At 58.9% G+C, this 12,778-nt stretch carries 9 protein-coding genes and 1 tRNA gene; 8 read left to right on the top strand and 2 right to left on the bottom strand.

The annotated features are described in order from the left end of the window. Positions 1-35 precede the first annotated feature (35 nt). Positions 36-1,082: a tRNA 2-selenouridine(34) synthase MnmH gene (gene mnmH / locus B5M06_RS13045; RefSeq protein WP_054066332.1), complete on the bottom strand. Its 1,047-nt coding sequence runs from the start codon at positions 1,080-1,082 to the stop codon at positions 36-38. A gap of 359 nt (positions 1,083-1,441) precedes the next feature. Between mnmH and fdnG the strand changes: the two genes are divergently transcribed. The 7 genes from fdnG (at position 1,442) to B5M06_RS17055 (ending at position 10,973) form a co-directional block, all read left to right on the top strand. Further along, positions 1,442-4,501: a formate dehydrogenase-N subunit alpha gene (gene fdnG, locus B5M06_RS13040; protein ID WP_080025239.1), complete on the top strand. Its 3,060-nt coding sequence runs from the start codon at positions 1,442-1,444 to the stop codon at positions 4,499-4,501. A 13-nt stretch (positions 4,502-4,514) separates the two neighbouring features. Beyond that, positions 4,515-5,441 (top strand): formate dehydrogenase subunit beta, encoded by a 927-nt coding sequence (gene fdxH, locus B5M06_RS13035; RefSeq protein WP_054066329.1) that lies wholly within the window; start codon positions 4,515-4,517, stop codon positions 5,439-5,441. After that, positions 5,438-6,064 carry a formate dehydrogenase subunit gamma gene (locus tag B5M06_RS13030; RefSeq protein ID WP_054066328.1) on the top strand — a complete coding sequence of 209 codons (627 nt, stop codon included), beginning with the start codon at positions 5,438-5,440 and terminating at the stop codon, positions 6,062-6,064. Before fdxH ends, B5M06_RS13030 begins: the two co-directional genes overlap by 4 nt. A 102-nt stretch (positions 6,065-6,166) precedes the next feature. Further along, entirely contained in the window at positions 6,167-7,141 is a 975-nt protein-coding gene (gene fdhE, locus B5M06_RS13025) for a formate dehydrogenase accessory protein FdhE (RefSeq protein ID WP_054066327.1), read from the top strand. A gap of 126 nt (positions 7,142-7,267) precedes the next feature. Next, on the top strand, positions 7,268-8,674 hold the full coding sequence (gene selA / locus B5M06_RS13020; RefSeq protein ID WP_114070916.1) for an L-seryl-tRNA(Sec) selenium transferase: 1,407 nt from the start codon (positions 7,268-7,270) through the stop codon (positions 8,672-8,674). Between the two features lie 212 nt (positions 8,675-8,886). Beyond that, a complete protein-coding gene (gene selB, locus B5M06_RS13015) occupies positions 8,887-10,812 on the top strand; it encodes a selenocysteine-specific translation elongation factor (protein ID WP_054066326.1) in 1,926 nt (641 codons plus the stop codon). Between the two features lie 65 nt (positions 10,813-10,877). After that, a tRNA-Sec gene (locus B5M06_RS17055) sits at positions 10,878-10,973 on the top strand. Here the strand turns inward: B5M06_RS17055 and B5M06_RS17050 are convergent. After that, entirely contained in the window at positions 10,931-11,140 is a 210-nt protein-coding gene (locus B5M06_RS17050; RefSeq protein WP_162777408.1) for a hypothetical protein, read from the bottom strand. The two genes, B5M06_RS17055 and B5M06_RS17050, sit on opposite strands and share 43 nt — an antisense overlap. Positions 11,141-11,246: 106 nt before the next feature. Between B5M06_RS17050 and B5M06_RS13010 the strand changes: the two genes are divergently transcribed. Further along, on the top strand, positions 11,247-12,716 hold the full coding sequence (locus tag B5M06_RS13010; RefSeq protein ID WP_054066325.1) for a cryptochrome/photolyase family protein: 1,470 nt from the start codon (positions 11,247-11,249) through the stop codon (positions 12,714-12,716). Positions 12,717-12,778 lie beyond the last annotated feature (62 nt).

The raw sequence follows: 12,778 nt of genomic DNA, 5'->3' as shown, positions 1-12,778 counted from the left end.
AGGGCTGCGCCTGTGTGCTGTGCTTATGCTTATGCTTATGCGGATGCAATGGACTGAGCCAGGCGCTCAATCGCCGCATCACTCAGGTCATCCACTTCCCATGAGCTGCGTTGGTCCCACTGCACAAAGTGCTTGGACTGTGAGCGCTCGTACAGCGGGTCGTAATGCAGGTGCATGAGCTCGTCAAACAACGATGGCAACGCACGAGCCTGCGCCCATTCCTGCCAGCGTGTCACGGTGGCATTGCCCTGGATTTCCTTCAGGAAGGACAGGCGTTCACAAAGCTTTTCTACGTCATCGCCCAGGTAGGCATAGTCGCGCAGCAGATAGCTCAGGCGCGCTGAGGCGCTGGCCTGAATCTCTACCACCGCCGACTGGCGCATGCACTGCACCAGCACCAGAGGCAGTGCCACGCGGCCAATCTTGGGGCTTTCGCCTTCCAGGTAGACGGGACGGCTCAGGTCCAGCGCCTTGAGCTCGCCAGCCAGCAAGGTCTCGAAATGCTTCTGACTGGGCTGTGCAACACCAGGCAGACTCCCGAGCAAGGAGCCCTTGTGGCGCGCCAGCCCTTCCAGGTCAATCACCTGCTCGCCCAGCTGCTTCAGCGCATGCAGCACACGGGTTTTGGCGCTGCCCGTAGCTCCGCAGAGCACACGCATCTGCATCTGTGGAACGATGGATTCAATGTCGTCCACCACCTGACGGCGGAAAGCCTTGTAACCACCGGCCAGCTGCTGGGCATCCCAGCCCACCAGACGCAACCAGGTCACCATGGAGCCGCTGCGCAGCCCCCCGCGCCAGCAATAGACCAGCGGTTTCCAGTTGGCAGGCTTATCGGAAAACGTTTCATACAGGTGCTTGGACAGGTTGGCTGCCACCATGGCAGCGCCCAGACGCTTGGCTTCAAATGGGCTGACCTGCTTGTAAATCGTGCCGATGGTGACGCGTTCTTCGTTGCTCAGCACGGGGCAGTTGATGGCGCCCGGGATGTGATCGAGCTCGAATTCCGCTGGAGTTCTAGCATCAATGATGGTGCTGTAGCTGTCAATTTCCGTGACGCGCACGGGTTGTCGATGGGACATCAGTTAGTCAACGCTTCTCATATGGCCCTTGAGACTTCGTACGATCGACATCTCAAAGCCCAGCAAACACAAAAGGAAGGTCGAACTCGACACACCCATTAACCGTATGGCGCAAGCATACGGATTCACAAATCCCCTCGCCGCTGCATTACCTCCGGCTGCTATGGAAGCCGCAGCAAGTAAGACTGAGCCTGACAGGAAATTCAGGGATTTACATATGTATACCTAATTTCAAAACGTGTAAGTATTGAGCTGCATTCTCCAGTCTTCGGTATCGGATAAAGGTCTATACGTGGTCTTGTATGAGACATAACTCTAGAATGCGCCGCACAAGCGTCAAGTTTTAAAAAGGTAACCCCATGGTGCAATTCTCCAGACGCCAGTTCATGAAAGTGACTGGCTCAAGTCTGGCAGCATCCAGCTTGGCGGTAATGGGTTTCTCGCCCACTGCTGCACTTGCGGAAGTTCGCCAGTACAAGTTGACCGCCGCCACAGTGACACGCCAGACGTGTACTTACTGCTCGGTAGGCTGCGGCATTTTGATGTATTCGATGGGCGACGGCACGCTCAACAACAAGCTGTCCGTCATTCACGTCGAAGGTGACCCAGATCACCCAGTGAACCGCGGCACACTGTGCCCCAAGGGCGCATCGCTGCTGGACTTTGTTCACAGCCCCAGCCGCCTGCAGTACCCCGAGTACCGCGCTCCTGGTTCCAGCGAGTGGAAGCGTATCTCCTGGGATGAAGCACTGGATCGCATCGCAAAGCTTCTGAAGGAAGACCGCGATGCCAACTTCATCGAAAAGAATGAAAAGGGCCAAACGGTTAACCGTTGGGTCACTACCGGCATGCTGGCGGCTTCGGCCTCCAGCAACGAAGCCGGTTATGTCACGCACAAGGTAGCCCGTTCCTGGGGTCTGCTGGCGCTGGACAACCAAGCACGTGTCTGACACGGCCCAACGGTGGCAGGTCTTGCCCCAACATTTGGCCGTGGCGCTATGACAAATCACTGGGTTGACATCAAGAACGCTGATGTCATCCTGATCATGGGCGGTAACGCTGCTGAAGCGCACCCCTGTGGTTTCAAATGGGTTACCGAAGCGAAGGCGCACAACAACGCGCACTTCATGGTAGTTGACCCCCGCTTTAACCGTTCTGCCGCTGTGGCCGATTTCTATGCCCCTATCCGTTCGGGCTCGGACATCGTGTTCCTCGGAGGCATCATCAACTACCTGTTGACGAACGACAAGATCCACCACGAATACGTGAAGAACTACACAGACTTCTCGTTCATCGTGCGTGAAGACTTCGCGTTCGACGAAGGTATCTTCTCGGGCTACAACCCTGAAACTCGTACCTACGACAAGGCTTCGTGGGATTACGAACTGGGCGAAGATGGCTTCGTGAAGGTGGACCCCACCCTGCAACACCCTCGTTGCGTGTACCAGTGGCTCAAGCGCCATTACGCTTCCTACACCCCTGAAAAGGTGGAAAGCGTCTGCGGTACGCCCAAGGAGAAGTTCCTGCACGTTGCAGAAAAGTTTGCTTCCACAGCGCAAGCTGGCCGTGTTGCAACCATCATGTACGCCCTGGGCTGGACACAGCACACCATCGGCGCACAGATGCTGCGTACTGGCGCCATGATTCAGCTGCTGTGCGGCAACATCGGTGTGGCCGGTGGTGGTATGAACGCGCTGCGCGGTCACTCCAACATTCAGGGCCTGACCGACCTGGGTATTCTGTCCGCTTCGCTGCCTGGTTACCTGTCGCTGCCTAACGAAGCTGAGCAGGAATACTCCAAGTACATCGCTGCACGCACCCCTAAGCTGCTGCGTCCCGGCCAGATGAACTACTGGCAGAACACGCCCAAGTTCCATGTGAGCTTGATGAAGGCGTGGTGGGGCCCTGCTGCAACTGCGGAAAACAACTGGGCTTATGACTATCTGCCCAAGCTGGACATGCAGTACGACATGCTGCGCATCTTCGACCTGATGGTGCAAGGCAAGGTCAATGGCTACATCGCCCAAGGCTTCAACCCTCTGGCGGCTCTGGCCAACTCCAACAACGTGCGCGAAGGCTTGAAGAAGCTGAAGTTCCTCGTTGTGATGGATCCGCTGGTTACAGAAACTTCCGAGTTCTGGAAGAGCTACGGCGAGTTCAACGATGTGGACAGCGCCTCCATCCAGACCGAAGTGTTCCGTCTGCCTACGACCTGCTTCGCTGAAGAAGACGGTGCAGTAGTGAGCTCTTCGCGCGTGCTGCAGTGGCACTGGAAGGCTTCCGAACCTCCAGGAGAAGCCCGCACCGACATAGCCATCATGTCGGGCCTGCACCTGCGCCTGAAGAAGCTTTACGAAACCGAAGGCGGCAAGTTCCCTGACCCTATCGTCAACCTGTGGTGGCCTTACGCCCGTGCAGACCATCCTACTTCCGAGGAAATCGCCAAGGAATACAACGGTCGCGCACTGGTAGACCTGAAGGATGCCAACGGCAACATCATCCGCAAGGCGGGTGAACAGCTGGGCGGCTTTGGAGAGCTGCGTGATGACGGTTCGACCGTGGGCGGTTGCTGGATCTGGTCCGGCTGCTGGACATCGTCGGGCAATCAGATGGCTCGCCGTGACAACAGCGACCCAACAGGTATCGGCAATACGCTGAACTGGGCGTGGGCATGGCCTGCTAACCGCCGCGTGCTGTACAACCGTGCCTCGGCTGACCGCCAGGGCAAGCCATTCAATCCAAACCGTGTTCTGATCGAATGGAACGGCAGCAAGTGGGTCGGTGCAGACGTACCAGACATCGCTCTGACAGCCAACCCTGAAGTGGTGAATCCGTTCATCATGAACCCCGAGGGCGTGGCTCGCTTCTTCTCGCGCAAGGGCATGAACGACGGTCCATTCCCAACGCACTACGAAGCGTTCGACAACCCACTGGGCTACAACCCCATGTACCCCAAGAACAAGCTGGCAGTGATCAACCCTGCTGCTCGTATCTTGAAGTCTACCGAAGGCACTCAGGGCTCGCCCGAAGAGTTCCCGCACGTGGGTACGACCTATCGTTTGACCGAGCACTTCCACTACTGGACCAAGCACGTGCAGCTGAACAACATCATTCAGCCACAGCAGTTCGTGGAAATCGGTGAAGCGTTGGCCAAGGAACTGGGTATCGAAGACAACCAGATGGTGAAGGTCTCGTCCAAGCGTGGCTTCGTGAAGGCAGTTGCCGTGGTGACCAAGCGCATCAAGCCTCTGCAGATCGACGGCAAGACCATCCACCAGGTGGGCGTGCCCATCCACTGGGGCTTCTCGTCGACAGGTCGTAAGGGCTATCTGGCCAACAACCTGACTGCTTCGATTGGTGATGCCAACAGCCAAACCCCTGAATCCAAGACCTTCCTCGTGAAGGTTGAGAAGGCATAAGGAGGAATAGCTGATGTCTTCAACCATGTCTCTCGATATCAAGCGTCGCTCTGCGACGACTACCCCCTCCCCCAGCGCGCGCGGCGCGCACGCTGGCGAGGTGGCCAAGCTGATCGACGTCTCCAAGTGCATTGGCTGCAAGGCTTGCCAAACAGCTTGCATGGAGTGGAACGATCTGCGCGATGCCATCGGTGTGGTGGATGACGGTTATAACAACCCGACCGATCTGACCGATCAGTCGTGGACCGTCATGCGCTTTACCGAGTACGAAAACGAAGCCACAGGCAATCTGGAATGGCTGATCCGCAAGGACGGCTGTATGCACTGTGACGACCCCGGCTGCTTGAAGGCTTGCCCTTCGCCCGGAGCCATCGTTCAGTACAAGAACGGTATCGTTGACTTCCAGCAAGACCAGTGCGTGGGCTGCGGCTACTGCGTCACAGGCTGCCCATTCAACATTCCACGTATCTCCAAGAAGGACAACAAGGCGTACAAGTGCACCTTGTGTTCGGACCGCGTGGCTGTTGGCATGGAACCTGCTTGCGTCAAGACCTGCCCTACCGGTGCCATCATGTTTGGCACCAAGGAAGCCATGAAGGATCAGGCCGAGACTCGTATCGCCGACCTGAACCGCCGTGGCTATGCCAACGCTGGCCTGTACGACCCACAGGGTGTGGGCGGCACGCACGTGATGTACGTTCTGCATCATGCTGACAAGCCATCTCTCTACAAGGGCCTGCCTGACGATCCTTCGATCAGCCCCATGGTCTCTCTGTGGAAGGGCGTTGCTAAACCTTTGGCTGTTGCAGCCTTGGGCGTTGCTGCCGTTGGCAGCCTGTTCCATTACATCACCAAGGGCCCGAACGACGTGTCCAAGGAACTGGAAGATGAAATGGAACGCAAGGACGCCGAAGCTGAGAAGAAGGAGAAGAGCAAATGAAACGCAATCCCCGCGACCTCGTGCGCTATAACGCATCGGAACGCGCCAACCACTGGGTGGTAGGCATTTGCTTCATCTTGCTGGCTCTGTCTGGCTTGGCGTTCTTTCACCCCGCCTTCTTCCCGCTGACTCAGCTGTTTGGTGGCGGCCCATGGACTCGCATCCTGCACCCCTATATCGGTGTAGTGATGGCTGTGTTCTTCATCATCATGGCGTTCCGCTTCTGGCGCTTGAACGTGATTGAGGCTCGCGACATCGAGTGGCTCAAGAACGTGAACAAGATGATTGATGGTGATGACCATGACATGCCTGAACAAGGCAAGTACAACGGCGGTCAAAAGCTGCTGTTCTGGGGTCTGGTCATCGGCATGGCTCTGATCACCATCTCCGGCTTCCTGATGTGGCGCGCCTGGTGGAACCTGCCCGTGGACGTGGTCCGCTCGGCTTCCGTCATCCACGCCGTCGCAGCAGTCTGGATGATTGGCCTGATCATCATGCACGTCTATGCGGCTATTTGGACCAAGGGTACGATCCGCGCCATGCTGTATGGCACAGTGACACGTGCTTGGGCCAAGCAACACCACCGCGGCTGGTATCGCAAGATGACCGGCGACAACAAATAAGTCGCCGCAGAAGCTGCAATAGAAGTCACTTAGACGCTTGTTGATTACCGCCGGTATTGCCCAGCTGGGCGTACCGGCGGTTTCAATTCAGGGATTTATTTCATGCAAACACGCATTCTCCAACCCGGCGAAATTGAAGCACTGGACAAGACCTCCTTCCCCCGAGTGCTGCTACCACAAGTCTCCACACTGTTTGCGGAACGTGCTGCGCGTCTGCGTCAACTGGCTGACGGCAATCCCATTGCCGACTATCTGCAATTTGCAGCCAAGATTGTGGATGCACAGCATGCGGCTGCAGGCTCCGTAGAGCTGCGGCCCATGGACCGCAGCAACATCGAGCGCTCGCAGCAGTTCTCCATGCCCCTGCTGCCCGCCGCCGACCACATTGACCCCGCATGGCAGCAAGTACTGAATGCCATGCTGGACACTCTGTCTGGCAGCGAAGGCCTGCCAGAGCCCCTGCAGCCTTTGCTGCAGTCGCTGCGCGACCTGAGCCAGGACGAGCGTGACACCATTGCCAAGCGCCTGCTGCAAAAAGAAGTGGCCGCGCGCCACATTGGCATGGCTCCTTTCATCATGGCTGCCCTGCAAGTCACCTACGCCAAGCGTGCTGCAGCCCTGGATGTGGAAGATGTTCCCTACACCGACCCTGCCACCATCTGCCCAGTCTGCGCCAGCGAGCCTGTCTCCAGCGTACTGCGCATTGGCGGCAAGGCCAACGGTCACCGCTATCTGCACTGCGGCACCTGCTGCACAGAGTGGCAGCTGGTACGCGTGAAGTGCTCGCACTGTGAATCCACCAAGGGCATTCACTATCAGAGCGTTGAAGGCAGCAAGGAAGTCGTGACCGCTGAAACCTGTGACGAATGCGGCACCTACCGCAAGGTCGTCAACCAGGAAAAAGACCCCATGGCCGAACCTCTGGCCGATGATCTGGCCACCCTGACGCTGGATTTGCTGATGAGCGAGAACACCCAGTTCAAGCGTGCCAGCGCCAACCCTCTGCTGTTTGTGGCTGTGGCCGAAGAACAGACAGACGCACAAAGCGCGGAACTGGTAGACCCTGCGGCAGAATAAAGGCTTCCGCATCCGCCGAAAGGCCGCGCAAGCGGCCTTTATTTTTGTTAGTACCGTTCACACCACCGTGCCAACCGCAGATCAAGGGTGGTGGGAGCGGGCCTTAGCCCCATTGCGAGTTCCACATTGAACACTGCCGCCCCCCGTCTGCCTTCGGTAGACAAACTGCTACAAACCCCCGTCTTGCAAGGCTTGCAGACTGAATTTGGCCGCTCCAGCGTGACCAATGCAGTTCGGCAAGTGCTGGATACCCTGCGTCTGCAGCTGCGTGATGGCTCGCTGCAGGCCGAGCAGGTGCAGGAAACTGTACTGACCACCGCTGTGCAGCAGCGCCTGACTGAGCGCTTTGCACCACGCCTCAAATCTGTGTTCAACCTCACGGGCACCGTGCTGCACACCAACCTGGGCCGCGCCCTGCTGCCGCAGGAAGCCGTAGATGCCGTGGTCGAAGCCCTGACCAACCCCGCCAATCTGGAATACGACCTGGAGACTGGCGGCCGTGGCGACCGTGATGATCTGGTCGAGCAGCTGATCTGCGAACTCACCGGCGCAGAAGCTGCCACCATCGTCAACAACAATGCCGCTGCTGTGCTGCTGACACTGTCTACCCTTGCACCCGGCAAGGAAGTGGTGGTCTCACGCGGTGAGCTGGTGGAAATTGGCGGTGCTTTCCGCATTCCAGACATCATGAAGCGTGCAGGCTGCCAGCTCGTGGAAGTGGGCACCACCAATCGTACGCACGCCAAGGACTATGCCGAGGCCGTCACCGAAAACACCGCCCTGCTCATGAAGGTGCACACCAGCAACTACGAGGTGGTGGGCTTTACCAAGAGCGTGTCAGATGCCGAAGTGACCGCCATGGCGCACGAGCGCGGCCTGAACATGATCGTAGATTTGGGCAGTGGCACCTTGGTCGATCTGCGCGACTGGGGCCTGCCGCATGAAGTCACCGTGCGCGAGACCGTGGAAGCAGGCGCTGATGTGGTGACCTTCTCTGGCGACAAGCTGCTGGGCGGCCCACAGGCCGGCATCATCGTCGGCCGCAAGGACTTGATCGCCAGGATCAAGAAAAACCCCATGAAGCGCGCCCTGCGCGTGGGCAAGCTCACACTGGCCGCGCTGGAGCCCACGCTGCGCCTGTACCTGCACCCCGAAAAACTGGCCGAGCGTCTGACCACGCTGCGACTGTTCACCCGTCCCCAGGCCGATATGCAGGCGCAGGCCGAAAGCCTGGTGCCGCAACTGCAAGCGGCGCTGGGTGCAGCCTGGGTGGTAGAAACTGCCGCCATGAACAGCCAGATTGGCAGCGGCGCCCTGCCCGTAGAAAACCTGCCCAGCTGGGGCCTCAAGCTCTACCCCGCCAGCGGCAAGCAGGCGGGCCGCCAGCTCACCCAGCTGGAAGCACGGCTGCGCGCCCTGCCGCGCCCCGTCATTGGGCGACTGCATGACGATGCCCTGTGGCTGGACCTGCGCTGTCTGGAAGCGCACATGCAGCCCCAATTTGAGCAGCAGCTCTCGCAGCTCTCAAAATAAATAGCTGCCAGCGCTTGATTTATAAGTGATTCAGATATAAATCATTCTGAAACCCTTGTTTTTTCAGCGCTAGCCGCTCTTTTTTTCATAAAAGCTACCGAGACAAGCCTGTACCGCAACCACGATGGACCGGCTTGTTTCCGCAGCGCTTGATACGCACCGCTGTCACGTGCACCGTGCATGACTGCGGTGCACATTCGGGAAGTAATTGCATGATCATTGGTACCGCCGGACATATCGACCACGGAAAGACCACCCTGGTTCGCGCGCTCACCGGGGTGGAGACCGACCGCCTCAAAGAAGAAAAAGCACGCGGCATCTCCATTGAACTGGGCTACGCCTATGTGCCGCTGCCCAATGGCGATGTCATGGGCATCATTGACGTGCCCGGCCACGAACGCTTTGTGCACACCATGGCCGCCGGTGCCGTAGGCATTGACCATGCCCTGCTGGTGGTGGCTGCAGACGACGGCGTCATGCCCCAGACGCTGGAGCACCTGGAAATCCTGCAACTGCTGGGCGTGAAAAAAGGCACGGTGGCGCTGACCAAGGTAGACCGTGTGCTGCCCGAACGCATTGCCGATGTGCGTGCAGAAATTGAAGCCATTCTGTCGGTCACTGCTCTTGCCGGCAGTCCCATTTTTGAAACGGCGGCCAGCCAGCCCGAAGACCCCGGCGTTGCGCATCTGCGCGCCCACCTAGAAGTGCAGGCGCAGATGATGCACGCCCGCCCGCAGGATGGCCTGTTTCGTCTGGCCGTAGACCGCGTCTTTACCCTGCCCGGTCAGGGTACGGTGGTCACAGGCACGGTGTTCAACGGCAAAGTCGCTGTGGGAGACGTGCTGCACCACTCCAGCAGCGGCAAAGAAGTGCGCGTTCGCAGCATTCACGCCCAGAACCAGGCCGCAGAGGCGGGCGTTGCAGGTCAGCGCTGCGCACTCAACCTTGCAGGCATTGCCAAGGAAGACATCATCCGCGGCGACTGGATTGCCGACGCCCGCGTGCTGCAGGCCACCGACCGCATCGACATCCGCATGCACCTGCTGGCCGAAGCCCCCCGCATGCAGCAGTGGACCACGGTGCACGTACACATCGGCACCCAGCGCTGCACGGCCCACATTGCCCTGCTGCAGGACGAGCCCATAGAACCCGGCACAGAAGCCGTCGTCCAGCTGGTGCTGGATGAGCCCGTCTTCGCCATCCCCGGGGACCGCCTGATTCTGCGTAACGCCCAGGCCACCCGCACCATTGCCGGCGGCATGGTGCTGGACCCTTACGCCCCCGCACGCAAGCGCCGCAGCGCGGAACGCTTTGCCTACCTGCAGGCGCTGGAGCAGCTGATTGCCACCGGCAGCCCCGAAGCGCTGATTGCCCACTCCAGCTACGGCGTCAGCCTCTCGCAGCTGCGCTGCCTCAGCGGCCATGCGCTCGATGCCCTGCAGCTGCCTGGCGTGCAGCGCATCGGCCAGACCGACGAAGATGCCATCCTGATCGACGCCGCACGCTGGAAGCAGCTGCAGCAGCAGGTGATAGACACCATCACCCATTTCCACGAGAAATACCCGGACGAGCCCGGCATCAACGCCGCACGCCTGCGCCGCATGGCCTGGCCCGGCCTGATCCACGCACAGCACGACAAACTCTGGCGCGCACTGATTGATCAACTGCTGGCTGAAAAGCACCTGTCCAGCAGCGGTGCCTGGCTGCACCTGCCCGGCCACAGCGTGCAGCTGACTGCCAATGAGCAGACGCTGGCCGAGCAATTGCTGCCCAAGCTGCAGGAAGGCCGCTTTGACCCACCCTGGGTACGCGACCTGGCCAATGACACCGGCACCAGCGAAGAACTGGTGCGCCAGCTGCTGCGCAAACTCGCACGCCAGGGCCAACTGTTCCAGGTGGTCAAGGACTTGTTCTACACCGCCGCCAACATGGACGAGCTGGCACGCATCATCAAGACGCTGGCCGATGCCACGCCCAACGGCGAAGTCATGGCCCGCGAATTCCGCGACGCCACCGGCCTGGGCCGCAAGCGCGCCATCCAGATCATCGAATGCTTTGACCGCCTCGGCTATACCCGCCGCGTGCGGGACGCACACATCCTGCGCCCCGATGCCCAATGGCATAGCCACAAGGCCTGAGCATAAAATTGCCCGTGTTCGCGCATGTATCTTGCGCAACGCGCTACAATTTGCGCCTCTTCTTTGGAAGGCAATCGTGCCCGGTGGTGCGGCCAGGCTTCAAACTTGGTGGAGGGTGTTAGCCACTCTCGGGTTGGTTCGACTCCAGCTGCTTTCCGCCAAATTCAAAAGCCTTGGCTCCGTGTGGAGCCGAGGCTTTTTTCATTTTTAACTCATGACTAAAACTGAGTTGCAGACCGAATTGACCACGCGTTTCTTTGAAGTTACTTGAACCTCTTTGATAAGAAATATTGCCCCATGCACTCAGACTTTCAGTACTGGAAGGCATTACGACCCAGCAGTCACTGGATCGCATCGCCGAACTGGTCGCACAGTGGCGACAGACACACCAGACCGGTTCAGCACACTAAGCAATCGTGACAGGTAACGCTTTGATGACCATAGCTGCTGACCGCGCCCTGGTATGGATACGCAGAGACCTGCGCTGCAACGATCACGCTGCGCTCTACTACGCACTGCGCCGTTTCAAGCAGGTGTACTGCGCTTTTGTGTTTGATACCGACATCCTGCATGCGCTACCCAGCAAACAGGACCGACGCGTGGAATTCATCCATGCCAGCGTCGTGCAGCTGCATGAGCAACTCCGAGCGCTCGGTGAGCAAAGCGGCGTGCAGGGAGCCGGCCTGATCGTGCGCCATGGGCCAGCCTCCCAGTGCATTGTCCAGCTCGCCAGCGAACTGGGCGTACAGGAAGTTCTGACCAACCGCGACTACGAGCCTCAGGCCATGGCGCGCGACCAGCAGGTGCAGCAGGCACTGCAACAACTGGGCATTGCCTTTAGTGATTACAAAGACCAGGTGCTGCTGGACAGGAACGAAGTCCTTACACAGCAAGACAAGCCCTATAGCGTTTTCACCCCGTACAAGCGCGCCTGGCTTCAAAAACTCGATGCATTCCAGCTCACACCCTACCCCGTAGAGCGCCACGCCCACCATCTGGCAACATTGCCAGCACAAAATCTGCTGCCGACACTGGAAGAACTTGGCTTTGTCCGCACCAACTTGCACACACTGCTCCTGCCTATTGGCATGCAAGGCGCCCAGCAATTACTACGGGACTTTCTGAGCCGCATGCACCTCTACCATGAAGCCAGAGACTATCCAGGCCGCAAAGGGGTGTCATACCTGTCCGTGCATTTGCGCTTTGGCACGATTTCCATCCGCCAAATCGCTCAACTGGCCCATGAACGTGCAGCACAAGGTGACGAAGGCGCACAGACCTGGCTGTCTGAACTGGCCTGGCGTGACTTTTATTTCATGATTCTGTGGCATCACCCCCATGTGGTGACGCAATCTTTCCGCCCTGAATATGACGGCGTGCAGTGGGATGAAGCCCCTGCACTGTGGCAAGCCTGGTGCGAAGGCCGCACCGGCTACCCGCTGGTGGACGCCGCCATGCGCCAGCTGCTGCAGACCGGCTACATGCACAACCGCCTGCGCATGGTCGTTGCCAGCTTTTTGACCAAGGACCTGGGCATTGACTGGCGCCGTGGTGAGCAGTTTTTTGCACAGCATCTGAACGACTACGACCTCGCTGCCAACAACGGTGGCTGGCAATGGGCGGCCTCCACAGGCTGCGATGCCCAGCCCTGGTTTCGCATCTTCAACCCCATTACCCAGTCACAGCGGTTTGACCCAGACGGTCGTTTTATCCGGCGCTATGTGCCAGAGCTGGCCAGATTGCCAGACAAACACATCCACTTCCCGGCCAGCATGCAGCCACAGCAATTGCAAGCCTGCGGCGTGCAGTTAGGCAAGGACTACCCACAGCCCATCGTAGACCACGCTTCGGCGCGCCAGAGAACACTGATGCGCTTTCATTTTCTCAGCCAATCAGACAGCTGATGCAGCCATCACACCTTGGCCATGGAGAGAAGCACTTCTCCTGCAGCGCTGCATGAACGAGC

The organism is Comamonas kerstersii, from assembly GCF_002056725.1.
Lineage (GTDB): Bacteria > Pseudomonadota > Gammaproteobacteria > Burkholderiales > Burkholderiaceae_C > Comamonas > Comamonas kerstersii.
This window is presented reverse-complemented; position numbering and strand designations above follow the sequence as displayed.